The 17,242-nt window shown below is 61.8% G+C and carries 14 protein-coding genes; 5 read left to right on the top strand and 9 right to left on the bottom strand.

Annotation, left to right across the window (positions count from 1 at the left end; translation table 11 throughout):
* Positions 1–143: 143 nt before the first annotated feature.
* The 3 genes from V9T28_RS02830 to V9T28_RS02820 are packed head-to-tail and all read right to left on the bottom strand — an operon-like array spanning position 144 to position 2,756.
* The gene (locus V9T28_RS02830; RefSeq protein WP_116400683.1) at positions 144–650 is read right to left on the bottom strand and encodes a cupin domain-containing protein; all 507 of its coding nucleotides are present in this window, start codon (positions 648–650) and stop codon (positions 144–146) included.
* Between the two features lie 31 nt (positions 651–681).
* The gene (locus V9T28_RS02825; RefSeq protein WP_245424075.1) at positions 682–2,055 is read right to left on the bottom strand and encodes an amidase family protein; all 1,374 of its coding nucleotides are present in this window, start codon (positions 2,053–2,055) and stop codon (positions 682–684) included.
* A 50-nt stretch (positions 2,056–2,105) separates the two neighbouring features.
* A complete protein-coding gene (locus V9T28_RS02820; protein WP_116400681.1) occupies positions 2,106–2,756 on the bottom strand; it encodes a DsbA family oxidoreductase in 651 nt (216 codons plus the stop codon).
* 253 nt (positions 2,757–3,009) lie between these two features.
* On the opposite strand from V9T28_RS02820, the gene nthA reads away from it, so the two are divergent.
* The 3 genes from nthA to V9T28_RS02805 are packed head-to-tail and all read left to right on the top strand — an operon-like array spanning position 3,010 to position 4,677.
* Positions 3,010–3,630, top strand: a complete 621-nt coding sequence (gene nthA / locus V9T28_RS02815) for a nitrile hydratase subunit alpha (RefSeq protein ID WP_116400772.1) — start codon at positions 3,010–3,012, stop codon at positions 3,628–3,630.
* Positions 3,630–4,286, top strand: a complete 657-nt coding sequence (gene nthB, locus V9T28_RS02810; RefSeq protein ID WP_116400680.1) for a nitrile hydratase subunit beta — start codon at positions 3,630–3,632, stop codon at positions 4,284–4,286. The genes nthA and nthB overlap by 1 nt, the downstream gene beginning before the upstream one ends.
* Position 4,287: 1 nt before the next feature.
* Positions 4,288–4,677, top strand: coding sequence for a nitrile hydratase accessory protein (locus tag V9T28_RS02805; RefSeq protein ID WP_116400679.1), 390 nt, complete (start codon positions 4,288–4,290; stop codon positions 4,675–4,677).
* Positions 4,678–4,713: 36 nt separating this feature from the next.
* Here V9T28_RS02805 and V9T28_RS02800 read toward each other — a convergent pair whose 3' ends face one another.
* A complete protein-coding gene (locus V9T28_RS02800; RefSeq protein ID WP_116400678.1) occupies positions 4,714–5,517 on the bottom strand; it encodes an endonuclease/exonuclease/phosphatase family protein in 804 nt (267 codons plus the stop codon).
* An 88-nt stretch (positions 5,518–5,605) separates the two neighbouring features.
* Here V9T28_RS02800 and V9T28_RS02795 point away from each other — a divergent pair, with 88 nt between their 5' ends.
* Positions 5,606–7,228 carry an ABC-F family ATP-binding cassette domain-containing protein gene (locus V9T28_RS02795; protein ID WP_116400677.1) on the top strand — a complete coding sequence of 541 codons (1,623 nt, stop codon included), beginning with the start codon at positions 5,606–5,608 and terminating at the stop codon, positions 7,226–7,228.
* Between the two features lie 19 nt (positions 7,229–7,247).
* Here the strand turns inward: V9T28_RS02795 and V9T28_RS02790 are convergent, their stop codons facing one another.
* The 5 genes from V9T28_RS02790 to V9T28_RS02770 form a co-directional block, all read right to left on the bottom strand.
* Positions 7,248–8,882, bottom strand: coding sequence for a GMC family oxidoreductase (locus tag V9T28_RS02790; protein WP_116400676.1), 1,635 nt, complete (start codon positions 8,880–8,882; stop codon positions 7,248–7,250).
* A gap of 1 nt (position 8,883) precedes the next feature.
* Positions 8,884–9,795, bottom strand: coding sequence for an NAD(P)-dependent oxidoreductase (locus V9T28_RS02785; RefSeq protein WP_116400675.1), 912 nt, complete (start codon positions 9,793–9,795; stop codon positions 8,884–8,886).
* Between the two features lie 132 nt (positions 9,796–9,927).
* Positions 9,928–13,065: an efflux RND transporter permease subunit gene (locus tag V9T28_RS02780; protein ID WP_116400674.1), complete on the bottom strand. Its 3,138-nt coding sequence runs from the start codon at positions 13,063–13,065 to the stop codon at positions 9,928–9,930.
* Positions 13,066–13,141: 76 nt separating this feature from the next.
* Positions 13,142–14,326, bottom strand: coding sequence for an efflux RND transporter periplasmic adaptor subunit (locus tag V9T28_RS02775; RefSeq protein ID WP_116400673.1), 1,185 nt, complete (start codon positions 14,324–14,326; stop codon positions 13,142–13,144).
* 276 nt (positions 14,327–14,602) lie between these two features.
* Positions 14,603–15,772, bottom strand: coding sequence for a glycosyltransferase family 4 protein (locus V9T28_RS02770; RefSeq protein WP_158554788.1), 1,170 nt, complete (start codon positions 15,770–15,772; stop codon positions 14,603–14,605).
* A 129-nt stretch (positions 15,773–15,901) separates the two neighbouring features.
* On the opposite strand from V9T28_RS02770, the gene V9T28_RS02765 reads away from it, so the two are divergent.
* On the top strand, positions 15,902–17,083 hold the full coding sequence (locus V9T28_RS02765) for a glycosyltransferase family 4 protein (RefSeq protein WP_116400771.1): 1,182 nt from the start codon (positions 15,902–15,904) through the stop codon (positions 17,081–17,083).
* Positions 17,084–17,242 lie beyond the last annotated feature (159 nt).

Here is a 17,242-nt window from a genome sequence, read left to right as displayed (position 1 = left end):
AATTCTGGACAAAACTGGCTCTGTTAAGAAGCACACAAACCGAGTCCGCCGCTGTGACAAAACGCACAACCAGTTTGACCGGTCAGCGGCGGGATGCCGCAATTTGGAGGAGTGCCGTTGCCCGGCACGACGAAAACGCTTGATTACGCGCCGCGGTGAATCGGATCGACCCAGAGCACGGTCTCGGGTTTTTCGACGGGCTCGATATCGAGATTGATCGCAATCGCCTCGCCGTCCGAGCGGACAAGGACGCATTCCAGAACGTCATCGGGGCTGGCATTGATTTCCTGATGCGGCACGTAGGGTGGCACGAAAATAAAATCGCCGGGACCTGCTTCGGCCACGAACTGCAGTGTCTCGCCCCAGCGCATGCGCGCCCGCCCCTTGACGACATAGATCACACTCTCGAGATGGCCGTGGTGATGGGCGCCCGTCTTGGCGTTCGGGTGAATCGTCACCGTCCCGGCCCAAAGCTTCTGCGCACCCACACGGGCGAAATTGATGGCCGCCTTTCGGTCCATGCCGGTGGTTGAAGGAACGTTGGGATCGAGTTGGTTGCCGGGGATGACGCGAACGCCGTCGTGTTTCCAGCGATCCGTGTCAGCCGGATCGGAATCGTGATGATGCGTATGGCCGTGATCTGCACTCATCAAACGTCTTTCCCCCTATCGTCACCACGACCTAGCCATGCCCAGCGATATTGTGCAAGGCCACCTCGATTGCAACACCTGCACGCAACAATGCGTCGTCCCCGCCACGCGGCAGCGACAAAAGCACTGAGGTCGGCAATCCGGCCGCATTGACGCCGGACGGCAATGCGAGCCCAGGCATGTCGAGCAAACTACCCGGCATCGTCAACGCGAGCGTCGCCAGGTTGATGCGGGCGAACAGCGCATCATCGCCTTCGAGCGGCGCCAATTCCGGCGCGCCATGCGCGACGGTTGGCGTCACCAGGATCGCCCCTTGCAGATCGTCCGCGATGGCATGCGCAAGCTGCTCTCTCGCCTTGAGAATGGCCACGCGTGTCTCGTCGCCGATCGCAGCAGCGGACTGCAGGCGCGCGCGGATACGGCGATCGACCGAATCCGCCTCGGGACCGGCCACGATCCTTCCCAAATGCGAGGCCGCCTCGATGGCGCCGAGCCAACCCTGTTCTTTGATGACGCCAAGCGCCTGACGAAACGCGAAAATCTTCGTGACTCTGACCCGCGCGCCAACACGCTCGAGCCCGTGCATCATCTCGATCAGGTTGTCGCGAACCGCCGGCTCGACGTCCGCCCCATGCAAGGTTTCCTCGTCAACGGCCAAATCGATCTGCGACAGCGGCTGCGACGGTGGCAGCCTTATCGTGCGGCCGCGCATGGCGGCGTCGAGCAGGACGCAATCGACGACGGTCGGGGCAATGGGGCCAAGACTGTCGAGCGTCAGCGCCAATGGGAAGACGCCGCTGCGGTCGTAGCGCAGCGAAGAGCTTTTGAAGCCGACAAGGCCATTGAAGGCCGCAGGAATCCGGATCGATCCTGCCGTATCGGTGCCGAGCGCGACCGGGACAATCCCCCTTTGCACGGCAATCGCCGATCCGGCCGACGAGCCGCCGGGCGCGTATAATGTCTCCTTGCCGAAATCGGCAGTCGGCGTCCCGAAATGCGGATTGAGCCCCAGCCCGGAAAAGGCGAATTCGCTCAAATTGGTTTTGCCGATGACGATCATGCCCTCGCGGCGCAGCGCCGCGACCACGGGAGCATCGGTCTTCGCCGGCGGATTGCCGCTCCGGATCCGGGCGCCGGCGGTCGTGACCATGCCCGCAACGTCGATATTATCCTTGATCGCAATGGGAATCCCATCAAGTGGACCAAGCGGCCGCCCTTCGGCGCGGCGCGCCGCAGCGGCCGCGGCTTCCCGCAATGCACTTTCTTCACGCAGCGCAATGAAAATCGCCTGGCTGGCGGCAGCCTTCGCCAGCGCCCGGCGCACCGCCGATACCGGACCGTCCGCGCCGCTGGCAAATTCAGCAGCCATGGCGGACAAGCTTGGACCTGTGGGGGTTTTACTCATGCGACATCACCGAAATTTGCGTAGCCGCCACTCAAGATGGGTTGCCTATCTCATGCGTCCGTGTCGACAAGGATCTTGTCGATAATCGACGCGAGCGTTTCCGCAGGATGGGCGCCGGAAAGCGCGTAGCGCCCTGCGAAAATAAAGAATGGCACACCGGTCACGCCGATCCGTGCGGCCTCGGCGATCTCGGTGACGACGCTCGCGCGATCATCTTCGCCGGCAAGTCGTGCCGCCACGGCTGCCGCGTCGAGCCCGGCCGCCTCCGCCGCTGCGCACAACACGTTACGGTCGCCAACATCGCTTCCCTCGACGAAATAGAGATTGAACAGCCGCTCGACGATGGCCTCTTGCGCACCGGATTGGGCCGCCCAACGGATCAAACGATGCGCGTCGAGCGTATTGGGCGAGCGCGTGATCCCGTCGAAGTGAAAGTCGATCCCGAGCGCCCCGCCAAGCTCGATGAGGCGCGCGTGCACCTCTTGCAGGCGATCGAGATTGCCAAATTTGGCAAGCATATACTCGCGCCGGTCGAGGCCACCGGGCGGAATCGTCGGATCGAGTTGGTAAGGACGCCAGCGCACCGTCACAGCAACGTCAGGGCGCAGCGCAAGCGCCCGCGCGAGCTGCCTTTTGCCGACGAAGCACCAAGGGCAAACCACATCGGAAACAACATCGACGGTGAGGGAAGGTTGGGACATGGCGCCATCGTTACGAAACTTGCGAGCAACCGTAAAGCGCTTTGCGCGGGAGAGCGAGGGGCGCGGACGCTGACCAGCAATGCCAAAGTCCTGCTGATCGATGCAATCTACTCCGCCCTCGCCCCGCTCATTCGCATCGACATGCGAACCTCTCACCGCAATCGTGCAAAGCGGGTAAGCGACGGCGCATGTCGTCCCTTTGACATGCCGCAAACAGGTAGGCGGCAACGTCCCGATCGGCTATGGTTCGTCCATGACGACACATGATCACGACCACGGCTCCAGCCTGTCCGAAATGGACCTGCGGGTGCGCGCCCTCGAAACGATTCTGGTTGAAAAAGGATATGTGGAGGCGGCAGCCCTCGACCACATCGTCGAAACATTCGAAACCGTGGTCGGTCCGCACACCGGCGCGCAGGTAGTTGCGAAAGCATGGAGCGATCCGGCCTTCCGCCAAAACCTGCTGGACGATGCCACGGCGGCGATTGCGGGTCTCATGCCGGCGGAACGCGTCGGCCACCATCTCGTCGCAGTCGAAAATACGCCGGACCGCCACAACCTGGTGGTCTGTACTTTGTGCTCTTGTTATCCTTGGGACATGCTCGGCCTGCCGCCGGTCTGGTACAAATCGGCGGCCTATCGCTCGCGCGCGGTGAAGGAGCCGCGCGCCGTGCTCGCCGACTTCGGCGTCACTTTGCCCGCGAGCACCGAGATCCGCGTCTGGGATTCGACGGCCGAAACGCGCTTCCTCGTCCTGCCGATGCGCCCCGCCGGCACCGATGGCTGGACCGAGGATCGGCTTGCGGCACTGGTGACGCGCGACAGCATGATCGGCACCGGACTGGCGATGGCCCCGAGCGAGGTTCAAGGCTGATGGATGGCATCCACGACATGGGCGGCATGGACGGCTTCGGCAAAGTCGAGCCGGAGCCGGACGAACCCGTCTTCCACGCCGATTGGGAAGGCCGCGTGCTGGCCATGAACCGTGCGATGGGCGCCGTCGGCGTCTGGAACATCGATATAGCCCGCTATGGCATCGAGCGGCTGCCGCCGGATGTCTATCTCACGAGCTCCTATTACCGGAAATGGTTCCTTCGCCTGGAGATGCTGCTCGTCGAACATGGGCTCGTCGGCGACGACGAAATTGCCGCCGGTCGTGCGCTGCATGCAGGCAAGGCGCTGGCACGCAATTATACCTTGGCCGACGCCCGGCGTGGCCAGCAGCGCGGCGCCTTCGGGCGGCCGGCCCAAGCTGCGGCGCGCTTCAAACCCGGCGACCGCGTCCGCGCCCGCAACATCCATCCGAAGACCCACACACGCCTCCCGCGCTATGTCCGCGGCCATGTTGGCGTGGTTGAGCGCCTGCACGGCGCGCATGTCTTTCCGGATTCGGTCGTGCTCGGCCAAGGTGAAGACCCGCAATGGCTTTACACGGTCTGCTTCGATGCACGCGATCTCTGGGGCGCGGATGCGGACCCGACGGTGAAAGTTTCGGTCGAAGCCTTCGAGCCCTATCTGGAGCCTGCCTGAAATGACAAAGGTCGAGCCCCTGACCCCGTACCAAGCCACCGACGCGATTCCCAGCATTCCGCGCGCGGGCAACGAGCCGGTGTTTCACGCGCCCTGGGAAGCGCATGCTTTCGCGATGGCGCTTGCCCTCAACGCGCGCGGCGTTTTTGCCTGGAGCGAATGGGCGGAGACGCTCGGCGACGAGATCCGCAAGGCGCAGGCGGCCGGAGACCCGGACAGCGGCGACACTTATTATCGTCATTGGCTGGCGACCCTCGAGCGGATCGTCGCGGAAAAAGGCATCGCGACGCGCGAGGCGCTCGCCCAGCATCGCGCGGCCTGGGAGCGTGCGGCCGATCGCACACCGCACGGCACGCCTATCGAACTCAGCACGGAAGATTTTCACGGGTAGATCGGCGTGGCCATCGGCGCGCAGACGGCCGGAGCCTCAGGCAAAATCCAGGATCAGCGCGCAATGGTCCGATACTTCGGGCGTTTTGACGACCTCGAAGTGCTGAACGGTAACGTTGGGCGTCACCAGCATGTAATCGGCAAAGCGCGGCGTCTTGCGATAATGGGACGTGCGTGTATCCGTATAGCCGCGCGATGTGACGAGATCGGTGAGGCCGAGACCGCGCAACGCTTCGAATGTCTGGCTTGACGGCAAGACGTTGAAATCGCCGCAGACCACCAGCCTTTCGCCCGCACGGTGCAATCTACCGATGAGGCGAATCAAGGCTTCGGCTTGCACGCGGCGCGCCGGTGTATCGTCCTTGCCGGCCGGATCGCGCAATCCATGCAGATGCACAATTGTGACCGCAAAGCCGCCCGCATAATTGTAGAGACGTACCGCATGGCCATTGCGCGCTCGCGGATGCGTTCCCCAGCCGTCGGGGGAAAAATCGCCGTGCACGAAATCATGCGCCTGGCCGATGACCGGATAGGTCTTGCGGATGAGGGTCGCCAATCCCCATTCGGACGGAAAGCGCCGCTCACCATCGAACAAATCCCCACGCGCCGCAGGCAGGAAGAAGGCCTGGTGATCCGGCAGCACGGCCGCCACCTCGGCGAAGAGATTGGCGCGCTGCAAGAGCTCGGCGCTGTGGTCCTTGTAGATCAGCCACTCTGCGTCCGCCGACGGCGTCGAGATCATCTCCTGCAGGCACAACACATCAGCGTTCGCGGCGGCGAGATAGGGGATGAGCGGCGCATGCAGCCGTCCGCCCCACGTGTTCAACGATAAAACGCGCATATGACCTTCCCGGCAGGAGACCCTTTCCCTTGCGCCGCAGATAGCCTATGAGCCCCGTAAATTCCATCTCCTGGCTCGCAACCCACCCATGATCCGTCTCGAAAACATATCCAAGCAAAACGGCAACCAGATTCTCTTCATCGAGGCCTCCGCAGCGCTTTTGAAGGGTGAGAAATCCGGTCTCGTCGGCCCGAACGGCGCCGGCAAGACGACTTTGTTTCGCATGATCACCGGCCAGGACCTGCCGGACGAAGGCCAGGTCGCGGTCGATCGCGGGGTCAGCATCGGCTATTTCAGCCAGGATGTCGGCGAAATGGCCGGCCGCAGCGCCGTGGCGGAAGTCATGGACGGCGCGGGACCGGTCAGCGCCGTCGCCGCCGAATTGAAGGCGCTCGAAGCCGCGATGGCCGATCCCGAGCAGGCCGACGACATGGACGATATCATCGTCCGGTACGGCGAAGTGCAGGCGCGATTCGAGGAGCTCGACGGCTATGCGCTGGAAGGCCGGGCGCGGGAGGTGCTGGCGGGCCTGAGCTTCTCCGACGAGATGATGAACGGCGATGTCGGTGGATTGTCGGGCGGCTGGAAAATGCGCGTCGCGCTCGCCCGCATCCTGCTGCAGCGGCCCGACGTGATGCTGCTCGACGAGCCGAGCAACCATCTCGATCTTGAAAGCCTGATCTGGCTCGAGGGATTCCTGAAAGGTTACGATGGCGCCCTACTCATGACGTCGCACGACCGCGAATTCATGAACCGGATCGTCGGCAAGATCGTCGAGATCGATGGCGGCAGCTTGACCAGCTATTCCGGCAATTATGAGTTTTACGAACAGCAGCGCGCGCTCGCCGACAAGCAGCAGCAGGCGCAGTTCGAGCGCCAACAGGCGATGCTGGCGAAGGAAATCAAGTTCATCGAGCGCTTCAAGGCGCGCGCCTCCCATGCGGCGCAAGTGCAGAGCCGCGTGAAGAAACTGGAGAAAATCGACCGCGTCGAGCCGCCGAAGCGCCGTCAGACCATCATATTCGATTTCCCGCCCGCGCCGCGCTCGGGCGAAGATGTGTTGAGCCTCAAGAATGTTCACAAAGGATACGGCGCGCGCCGCATTTACGAGGGCTTCGATTTCCAGGTGCGGCGCAAGGAGCGCTGGTGCGTGATGGGCGTGAACGGCGCCGGCAAATCGACGCTGCTGAAACTTGCCGCCGGCGCGACCATGCCGGATGACGGCTCAGTCGCCCAAGGCGGCAGCATCAAGATGGGCTATTTCGCCCAGCACGCAATGGAGCTGCTCGATGGCGATCGCACAGTCTTCCAATCCTTGGAAGGTTCCTTCCCGCAAGCAGGACAAGGCTCGCTGCGTGCGCTTGCGGGGTGTTTCGGCTTTTCCGGCGACGATGTCGAAAAGAAATGCCGCGTGCTGTCGGGCGGCGAAAAGGCGCGGCTCGTGATGGCGAAAATGCTCTACGACCCGCCGAACTTCCTCGTGCTCGACGAGCCGACCAACCATCTCGACATGGCGACGAAGGAAATGCTGATTACCGCGCTGTCGCAATATGAAGGCGCGATGCTCTTCGTCTCGCACGACCGGCGTTTTCTCGCGGCGCTATCCAATCGTGTGCTCGAACTGACACCCGAGGGCATTCATCAATATGGTGGCGGCTATACGGAATATGTGGCGCGCACCGGGCAGGAAGCGCCCGGCCTGCACGGCTGACGCCAACGCTGTTGCGTCGTCACGCCACGGCGCGCTGATCTTCCAGGATCATTCCCGCCGCTCTCTCCGCCACCATCATCACGGTCGCGTTGGTGTTGCCAGAGATGATCGACGGAAAGACGGATGCATCGACGACCCGCAGCCCTTGCAGGCCATGCACGCGCAGGCGCGCGTCGACCACGGCGGTCTTGGTATCCGCGCCCATCCGGCAGGTGCCGCACGGATGATAGACGGTGCCCGAGCGTTTGCGGACATCGGCGATGAGATCGTCATCGCTCGCGACCTCCGGCCCGGGCGCAAGCTCCTTGTCGATCACGTCGCGCAAGGGCGCTTGCTGCGCCAAGACGCGGAGGAATTTCACGCCTTCCAGCATATCCTGCACGTCGTGATCGGTGGAAAACGCATTGGCATTGATCTGCGGCGGTTTGAACGGATCGCTCGATACGGCCAGGATCGATCCGCGGCTGGTCGGCTTGCAATTGGAAAGGCCGATGCTGAAGCCGGGAAACGCATCCGGCGTCAGCAGCGGCCGCGTCCCCTTCTTGGCTTCGAACGTGCTGATGGCCTGGAAATACAGCTGGATATTAGCGCGGTCGAGGTCCGGACGCGTCTTCAAAAAGCCGCCACCCTGGTTGAGACTGACGCTCAACGGACCCTTGCCGCGCAACATGAAATTCAATCCGGCGATCAGCTTGCCCGTGAGCGAACGCAATTGCTCGTTCACTGTCGGCACGCGCGAGCGGAAGGTGTAATTGATCCCCAAGTGATCCTGCAGATACTGGCCGACCGCTGCGAGTTCATGCTGAACGGCGATGCCGATCTGTTGCAGATGCGCACCCGCGCCGATGCCCGAGACTTGTAGCAATTGCGGCGCATTCACCGCGCCCGCCGCCACCAAAACCTCGCGCCGCGCCTGCAACGTCATCACCTTGCTGCCGCGTTGGACGACCACGCCGCTCGCCCGTTTGCCCTGCAGCACAAGCTTCACCGCTTGCGTGCGCGTAAACACTGCGACATTCTTGCGCCGCATCGCCGGGCGCAGAAAGGCGCGTGCGGCGGACATGCGCCAGCCGTTGCGCGCCATCGTCAATTGATAGATGCCCATACCTTCCTGGTGGGCGCCGTTGAAATCGTTGTTGAACGGCAGGCCGGCCAGCACTCCGGCCTCGATGAATTTTTTGGCGAGCGGATGCATGCGGTCCGCGACATCGACAATATGCATGGGTCCGCCGACGCCGCGCCAGGCATCTGCGCCGGCCGCATTGTCCTCGATCGATTTGAACGCCGGCAGGCAATCCGCATAGGACCACCCCGGATTGCCTTCCGCGGCCCAATCGTCGTAGTCGCGCGCATCGCCACGAATCCAGACCATCGCATTGATCGAACTCGAACCGCCGAGAATCTTGCCGCGCGGCCAATAATCCGTTTGTCCGGCAAGGCCCGGGTCGGGTTCGGCGCGATAGGCCCAATTGACGGAAGGATTGTAGAAGGTCTTGCCGTAGCCCAGCGGCATTTGCACGAAGAAGCGCTTGTCCGTACCGCCCGCTTCGACAATTGCGACGGTGTATCGGCCATCGGCGGAAAGCCGATCGGCCAAAACGCACCCAGCCGAACCTGCACCGACAATCACAAAGTCGAATATCAAATCGGACATTTTAGAGCTCTGAAGGAAAACCGGGCGCGCGCAGATCGGTCCGCAAGGCATCTTCGAGCAATTTGACCACTTGCGTCGAATTGGCATCGCCGCCGTAAGCGGCGCGCGCGCGAATGAAGGTTTGAAAGGTCTGCGCTGCAAGATCGAGCGGCACGCCATACTCGCGGCCGAACCCCATGGCAAAACCAAGGTCTTTGACTGCGAGGTCCATGGTGAAATGAACGTTGTAGCTGCCGTTCAGAATGAGCTGCCCTTCGGTCTCGTGCACGAAGCTCGTGCCGGAACTGGCCTTGATCACGTGGAATGCCTGCGCCAGATCGAGATCGGCCTTTTTGGCCAGCATCAGCGCTTCGCCGGCAGCCACCAGATGCACGAAGGCGAGCATGTTGGTGATGACCTTGATCACCGCCGCCTTGCCCAAAGGGCCGACGTGGAAAATCTCCCCGCCCATGGCTTGCAGCGCCGGGCGATGACGCTCATACAGCGCCGTGTCGCCCCCGACGATGATCGTGATGTCGCCCGCCGCCGCGCGATGCACCCCGCCGGTGACGGGCGCCTCCAGCATATGTACGCCTTTGGCCGCAGCGAGAGCAGCCATCTTCTCAACCTCGGCCTGGTTGTTGGTGCTCATTTCGATCCATGTGCCGCCCGGCGCCAGACCGGCAAGGATCCCACGCTCCCCCGTCAGAACCTTTAAAGATGCTGCAGGCGACGGCAGACAGGTGATCACGGCATCGACCGCCGCAGCCACGTCCTGCGGATCTGCGGCCCATCGCGCGCCATTCGCAAGCAATGGCTCGGCCACCTCGACACGCAAATCGGTGACGGTTACATCGAAACCGCCACGCACCAGGCTTGCCGCAAGATGCGCACCAAGGTGGCCTAGTCCGATGAAGCCGTATCTCACACCGATTCCCTCTATTGGTGTTCAAATGAGCACGAATACGCGCTGAATCAAACGCCGAAAATCGATGAGGCCAATGCATTTTTGAGAGATCTGCCGAGATCCACGCCCCGTGCGTCCGGCCGCGCCACCGCCTCCGGGTCACTCGGAGGGAACATGGATCGGATCGAGCGCGCCGGTGTCGTCGAGATCCACGTCTTCGCGCGAACGCCGGTGTGGCGAAAAGTATGTCCGCAGCCTATCGAGATAGATGTAAACGACGGGAGTCGTGAACAGCGTCAACGCCTGGCTGACGATCAGGCCACCGACCATGCAATAGCCGAGCGGCTGGCGAATTTCCGAACCCGTTCCCGTCCCCAGCATGAGCGGCAGGCCACCGAGCAGGGCTGCCATGGTAGTCATCATGATCGGCCGGAAGCGCAGCAGCGCCGCACGGCGGATCGCGGCCTCCGGAGTCAAACCATCGTCGCGCTCGGCAACAATCGCAAAGTCCACCATCATGATGCCGTTCTTCTTGACGATGCCGATCAGCAACACGATGCCGATGAGCGCAATCAGGCTGAAATCGAAGCCAAACATCATCAGCATCGCCAACGCGCCGACGCCGGCGGAAGGCAACGTCGAGAGAATGGTGAGCGGATGAATGAAACTCTCGTAGAGAATGCCGAGAATGAGATAGACAACGAACAGCGCCGCCAGGATCAGCATCGGCACGGTGCTCAGCGATTGCTGAAAGGCCTGTGCGGTGCCCTGGAACGTCCCGATCAAAGTCGTCGGCGCTTGCATCTGGTTCATCGCATTTTGGATCGCGGTCGTTGCCTGTCCAAGCGCCGCGTTGGCCGCGAGATTGAAGCTGATGGTCACCGCCGGAAACTGGCCTTGATGGCTGATCGACAGCGGCTTGACCGGTACGGTCGTCCAGTTACAGAACGCGGAAAGTGGCACCATTTGGCCGTTTGGCGCACGCACATAGAGCTTTTGCAGCGTCGCCACGTCGCCCTGAATCGCCGTCGGCGTTTCGAGAATGACGTGATAGCTGTTCAGCTGGGTGAAATATTGCGCCACCTGTCTTTGCCCGAACGCGTCATAAAGCGTGTCGTCGATCATTTGCGGCGTCAGACCGAAGCGTGAGGCTTGATCGCGATCAATCGTCAGAGTGAGGGTTGTGCCGGCCGTCTGCTGATCGGTGGCGACATCGCGAAGTTCCGGCAGACCTTTGAGTTTGGCGAGCACTTTGGGCGCCCAGGCGTTCAGCTCATCGAGATCGGCATCCTGCATGGTAAATTCAAATTGCGTGCGGGTCGGACGGCCACCCAGCCGCACGTCCTGCGCCGCTTGCAAGAACGCGCGCGCGCCTCGGATTTTGTCCAGTTCTGGTCGCAACCGCGCAATAATTTGCTGGGCGCTGGCACTGCGATCGTCACGCGGTTTCAGCGTAATAAAAAGGTTGCCCGCGTTCGACGCGCGACCGTTGCCGCCAATGACCGACGCGACAGTCGCCACATCGGGGTCTTTCAGCACGACATCGCTCAACTGTTGCTGCAGTCGGCTCATCTCCTGGAAAGAAACGTCTTGGCCCGCTTCCGTAACGCCGACCATGAACCCCGTGTCCTGCTGCGGAAAAAAGCCCTTGGGGATCAGAACGAATAAATAGCCCGATAAAGCAACCGTTCCGAGAAATACGCATAATGTGATGAAACGATGCCTCAAGCAGACATCGAGCATGTGCTCATAGCCACGCAGCAGGGCGTCGAAGCCGCGCTCGCTGACCTGATACAATTTGCCGTGATGGACCTGGGCATGCTCCTTCAGGAAGCGCGACGACATCATTGGGACCAGCGTGATCGACACAACCAGCGAGACAAGAATGGTCATCGCCAGCGTGACCGAAAATTCACGGAACAAGCGTCCGATGATGCCGCCCATCAGCAGCAAGGGGATGAGCACCGCAACGAGCGACAGCGAAATCGAGAAAATGGTAAAGCCGATTTCGCTGGCGCCTTTGATAGCGGCCTGCATGGGCTTCATGCCTTCTTCAATATGGCGCGAAATGTTCTCCAGCATCACAATAGCGTCGTCGACCACAAAACCGACGGCGATGGTGAGCGACATCAGCGAAAGATTGTCGAGACTATAACCAGCGCCCCACATGAGCGCGCAGGCCCCGAGCAGGGCGAGTGGCACGGTCACGCTCGGAATGATCGTTGCCCAGAGCGAGCGCAGAAAGACAAAGATCACCAGAACGACGAGAAAGATCGACAGCGCGAGCGTAAATTGCACGTCTTTCACCGAAGCGCGAATGGTCTGCGTGCGGTCCGATAAGGTCGAAATATGGATGGCGGGAGGCAATGCAGCGACAAGGTGCGGCAATGTTTCCTTGATTCGATCCACCGTATTGATGACGTTGGCGCCAGGTTGCTTGAAGATAATGAGGAAAACGCCCCGTTTACCGCTCGCCCATGCCGCCTGGCGCGCATCCTCAGGGCCGCTTACCGCCTGCCCGATATCGCTCACCCGCAGCGGCGCACCATTGCGATAAGCGATAATAGCGTCGTTCCAGTCCTTGGCGGCCATGATTTGATCGTTGGCGTAGATCGTATAACCGCGATTTGGCCCGTCGAGCGACCCTTTCGGACTGTTGGTCGTGAGTGTAACGATCTGCTGGCGGACATCCTCAAGCGCGAGATTCTTGGTCACGAGCTTGGCGGGATCGACCTGAATACGCACCGCCGGCTTTTGCTGGCCGGCGATGAAAACTTGTCCGACACCCGACAATTGGCTGATTTGCTGCGCTAGCTTGACATCGACCTGATCGTTCACCTCCGTGAGCGGCAACGTGTCGGATGTGGCAGACAGCAGGAAGATCGGCGAATCGGCGGGATTGACTTTCCGATAGGTCGGCGGACTTGGCAAATTCTGTGGCAACTGTCCGCTCGCCGCATTAATCGCTGCCTGAATATCGTTGGCCGCACCGTCAATATTGCGATCGAGATCGAACTGCACCGTCACCTGGCTCGATCCGTAGATACTGGCGGAGGTGATCTGCGATACGCCGGGCACCTGGGCGAACTGGCGCTCCAGCGGCTGTGCCACGGTCGCAGCCATGGTCTCAGGGCTTGCACCGGGCAACGAGGTGGACACCTGAATTGTTGGAAAGTCGACCTGCGGCAATGGCGCCACGGGCAATTGCGGATAGGCCACGAGGCCAACGGTAAACAACCCGACCATCAAAAGCGTCGTCGCGACGGGTTGTTTAATGAAAGGAGCCGAAAGGTTCATATCCGCGGATACCCGATTTATCCAAATCTAGTTCAAGGGGCGAAACTGCCCCGCCCAGAAGACCTGCGTCCCGCAATCACTGCGAAGAACTATCCGCGACTTCCTGGTTCGAAACCAAAGTGCCCCGCTGCAGGCGGTATTGCCCGGCCGTCACGACACTTTGCCCTTCGGCAATGCCTTTCGTGACGACGGTCGCACCGCCTTCGCTCTGGCCGATTTCGATCGGCTGCACCTGCGCCTTGCTCTGGTCATCGACGACGAAGGCGAAGAGCCCATTGGGGCCGTGTTGAATCGTACCGTCCGGCACGGTCACGACGCCTTGCAAGGTTTTCGCCAACAGGCGCGTCGTCACCGACAGGCCCGGCCATAAAGCGTCGTCCTTGTTGTCGAACGTCGCGCGGACATGGATGCTGCCGGTCGCCACATCGACCTGATTGTCGACGAGGGTCAGGACACCTTCCGCAAGCTTCTTCTTGCCGTCGGCGGTATAGGCTTCCACCAGCGGCTCGCCTTCGCGCATGGCCGCATTGATATCGCCCAAATAGCGCTCCGGCTCGGTGAACACGACGGTGATCGGCTGCATTTGCTGAATCACGACGATGCCGGACTGCCCCGCCGCGCTGACCATGTTGCCTTCATCCACCAGCGTGAAGCCCGTCTTGCCGGTCAGCGGCGCGCGGATCGTCGTGTAATCGAGCTGGGTTTGCGCCGCATCGATCGCTGCCTGGTCGGCCGCAATCTGCGCGGTCAGCTGATTGACCGTCGACTTTTGCGTATCGAGCTGCTGGCCCGAGGCAAACTGACCTAATTTTTGATAGCGGACGAGATCGAGCTGGGCATTGGCCAGATTGGCTTGGTCCTGCGACTTCTTAGCCGTCGCCTGTTCTAACGCGGCCTGGAACGGACGCGGATCGATCTGCGCCAAAAGATCGCCCTTGTTGACGAATTGCCCTTCCTTATAGGCGATCTTGTGAATTTCCCCGTCGACGCGGCTGCGCACGGTCACGGTGGTCAGTGCCTGAACGGTGCCGAGACCCGGCAAAAACACGCGGACATCGGATTTCGCGGCTTTGGCAATCGTCACCGGAACGGCCGGCGGCGGCGCGGCGGCGGCGCGCGCGGCGGCTTCCTGCGCCTGCCGCTGCGTTTCCATGTGCTGCCAATAGGCGTAGCCGCCGACTCCCGCAGCGAGGATCACAGTGGCGAGGAAAAGCTTCGAACCTGATTTCTTCGGCTTCACCCTGGAAGTCGTACTATCCATTCTCACGTCGCCTTAGATTTATTTATTGCCGTCGCCGCGGGCCCGCTGAATGCCGGCTTTGCGAAATGCAAGGTCCCGCTTCTCCGCCGGCGGCCGCCGTGCAGAACCTCTACTCGCCGCCATTATAGCAATCCCGCAGGATCATTACACTTGAATCGCCTCTCCGAAACGTGAACCGGAGATGAAATTTTGTTAAGTTTGACACACAAAAAAACCGTGTGCGACGGCGAGGCGATATCGTTATTGCCTTGAATTCAAGGCGGAATCGGCACGCAATCAGGTACGCGCAGGCCGTGCGTCGGCGGCAAGGCGGCGCATCTGGTCGAGAAGACGTGATGGCGAGCGCGCATCCCGCTCGGCCACGATCTGCGCGCTCATGCGGCGGAACAAAGCGTCGTCGCCGATCAGCATGGCGATCGCCTCGGCGAGACTTTCGGCACTCACATTTTTGGCGACAAGGCCGTTGCGGCCCGCCTCGATCTGCTCAGGCAGTCCGCCGACCGGCGTCACGATGGCGGGGATGCCGGCGCCATGGGCAAGCATCACCGATCCGGATTGGCTCGCCTCGGTATGCGAGAGGATCATCACGTCCTGCCGCGCCAGAATGCCGGCAATGTCCTGCTCCTGCACCCAGCCGCGGTGCCACACGACGCCGAGGCCAGCGAGGCGCTCCGCATCCGCACCCATGTCGCCCTCGCCAAAGATCGACATGTCGAAAGCGATGCCGCGCGCCTGCAAGATCTGCAAGGCATCCAGCATCATCGTCAGCCCTTTATACGCGCGCACCCGCCCCAGAAAGACGAGGCGCGGCGGATGGTGCAGCGAGGTCCGCGGCGCGACCGGTTGCGACACATCGTCGATCAACGGCAAGAAGGATTGCACGATGCGGTCCGGCGCGATGCGATGTTCCTGCGTCAACAGCGCCGTCACCGCGCGCGAGAGCGAAATGATGGCGTCGGCCCGGCGCAGATCGCGCCGCAACCAAGCGTCGATGAAGCCGGTCAGGTCCCCCGGATGGCGCTGCGCATCATGGCAGACAAGATAAAGCCGAGCGCCGGTCGCTTTGATCGCCTTGGCTACAAAGGGCGACCAGACATGCGGGATGAGCACGATGACATGATCGATGCGATGCCGGCGGATGAAATCGACCAGCTCGCGGCGGATCTTGCCAAGTCGTGCGAGGCCGAGAACCGCCTCGCGGGCGGAGGAAAACAGCTTCTGCCAAAGGATCGGAAGCGGTAATTGCGCGAAGGTCGCGCGCAATTCGTTGTCCTGCGCGAGGGCAAAGAACACGTTCGGGACCTTGTCGTGGACGGCGGCACGGGCGATGTCGAGCGCCATGCGGTTCACGCCGCCGCGGCGCCCCCAATAGAGGAACAGAATGCGCGGTCCGTCCGTTGAGACCGCCATGGGCCGCGCGCCATCGTGCAAAATCGCCTCGTTCATGCGCGGTTTGTACCGGATAAACCCGGCGCCACCAAGACCGCCGCTTACGTCAATTCGCTTGCGCCCGCCGTCCCGATCGGGCAAGTCGGCACGTGATGATTTTCGCTGTCGCCTGGATGTTCCGCTCCGATGAGCCGTAAATTGCTGCACCGTGCCTGGCAGATGCTTCCGCATGGGTTCCGGCGGCGGCTGTTCGAGGAAATCTCCCTGGCAACTGCTCCGAAACTGGGCGCTGCACCGCTGCGGCCGCAACCACCGTTCATCGTCGCGGGATATCTCACCGCCCCGACTGGTCTCGGCCAATCGGCGCGTCTCGCGATCCAGGCCCTCGAAGCGGCGCAAATCCCGGTTTTCGGTATCGACCTGTCGGCCACCTTTCGGCAATCGCAGGCGGTCACCGACTTTCGCTATGTGCCCGACCGAGGCGAAGCCGGCACGCTTGTGCTGTTCGTCAACCCGCCGGTCTCGAGCGCGGCTTTGCGCGCGATCGGGGCGGCCCGTCTGCACAATCTCTACCGGATCGGCGATTGGATCTGGGAACTGGAGCAAACGCCGGAGAGCTGGCGCCGGCACGCGCCGTTCTTTCACGAACTCGCCTCGTCGAGCCGCTTTTCGGTCGATGCGATCGCCCGTTCGACCGGGTGCCCCACACGTTTCCTGCCCCTGCCCGTCGCCATCGAGCCGCTGCCCCTCGCCCAGCCGATCAACGGGGCAAGGCCGCGGATCTGCTTCATCGGCGACATGGTCGCAGCCAGCCACCGCAAGAATTTATCGGGCCTCCTCGCCGCGCTGAACGATGTCGCGCAGGCGGGCCGAGCCTTCGACCTGCGCCTGATCATCCGCGGCGGATCGCGCGATGATGCGCGTCTCGCACCACTGCTCAAAACGCTTGAGGGGCGCGGCTGTGGCGTGGCGCTGCACGGCCAATCACTCGCGCGCACCGAGCAATTGGCGCTGCTGGCGCAAAGCGACCTCTATGTCTCGCTTCACCATTCGGAAGGCTTCGGCCTCACCGTTGCCGAAGCTATGCTGATGGGCCTGCCCTGTGTGTCGACCGATTGGTCCGCGACGGCGGAATTCCTCGATGACAGCAATGGCTATCCGGTGCGCTGCGAATTGGTGCCGTCGCCCAAAACCATCGACGACGACCGCCAATTGCTCTGGGCCGAACCGGATCGGGCGCACGCGGCCCAGCAGATCACGGCCGCCCTCGCCGATCCGGCGGAGGCCCGTCGTCGCGGTGCCAAGGCCCGGGTGGATTTGACCCGCATGTTTTCGGCGAAGGCCTTCGCAGACGCTTTAACAAATTGATTTTACTTTAAAATTCGCTCTATTAGTTTGTTTTCAAAAAAATTTGCAACGACCCCTCTTTCCGGCGACGTGAAAGCCATATTTATGATTTGTTCTATCATGAAAATTGCGAAAAATGAAGCCCGAAAGATCATGAAAGATAATGAACTTGGGCAAGCT

Source organism: Methylovirgula sp. 4M-Z18 (assembly GCF_037890675.1).
In the GTDB taxonomy this organism is placed as follows: domain Bacteria; phylum Pseudomonadota; class Alphaproteobacteria; order Rhizobiales; family Beijerinckiaceae; genus 4M-Z18.
The sequence above is the reverse complement of the archived record's forward strand: the minus strand, read 5'-3'. Positions and strand labels throughout refer to the sequence as shown.

What these genes read in the sequence shown, in the direction of transcription:
- V9T28_RS02830 (WP_116400683.1), bottom strand. Translation starts at nt 650, where the DNA reads ATGAGTGCAGATCACGGCCATACGCATCATCACGATTCCGATCCGGCT.
- V9T28_RS02825 (WP_245424075.1), bottom strand. Translation starts at nt 2,055, where the DNA reads ATGAGTAAAACCCCCACAGGTCCAAGCTTGTCCGCCATGGCTGCTGAA.
- V9T28_RS02820 (WP_116400681.1), bottom strand. Translation starts at nt 2,756, where the DNA reads ATGTCCCAACCTTCCCTCACCGTCGATGTTGTTTCCGATGTGGTTTGC.
- nthA (WP_116400772.1), top strand. Translation starts at nt 3,010, where the DNA reads ATGACGACACATGATCACGACCACGGCTCCAGCCTGTCCGAAATGGAC.
- nthB (WP_116400680.1), top strand. Translation starts at nt 3,630, where the DNA reads ATGGATGGCATCCACGACATGGGCGGCATGGACGGCTTCGGCAAAGTC.
- V9T28_RS02805 (WP_116400679.1), top strand. Translation starts at nt 4,288, where the DNA reads ATGACAAAGGTCGAGCCCCTGACCCCGTACCAAGCCACCGACGCGATT.
- V9T28_RS02800 (WP_116400678.1), bottom strand. Translation starts at nt 5,517, where the DNA reads ATGCGCGTTTTATCGTTGAACACGTGGGGCGGACGGCTGCATGCGCCG.
- V9T28_RS02795 (WP_116400677.1), top strand. Translation starts at nt 5,606, where the DNA reads ATGATCCGTCTCGAAAACATATCCAAGCAAAACGGCAACCAGATTCTC.
- V9T28_RS02790 (WP_116400676.1), bottom strand. Translation starts at nt 8,882, where the DNA reads ATGTCCGATTTGATATTCGACTTTGTGATTGTCGGTGCAGGTTCGGCT.
- V9T28_RS02780 (WP_116400674.1), bottom strand. Translation starts at nt 13,065, where the DNA reads ATGAACCTTTCGGCTCCTTTCATTAAACAACCCGTCGCGACGACGCTT.
- V9T28_RS02775 (WP_116400673.1), bottom strand. Translation starts at nt 14,326, where the DNA reads ATGGATAGTACGACTTCCAGGGTGAAGCCGAAGAAATCAGGTTCGAAG.
- V9T28_RS02770 (WP_158554788.1), bottom strand. Translation starts at nt 15,772, where the DNA reads ATGAACGAGGCGATTTTGCACGATGGCGCGCGGCCCATGGCGGTCTCA.
- V9T28_RS02765 (WP_116400771.1), top strand. Translation starts at nt 15,902, where the DNA reads ATGAGCCGTAAATTGCTGCACCGTGCCTGGCAGATGCTTCCGCATGGG.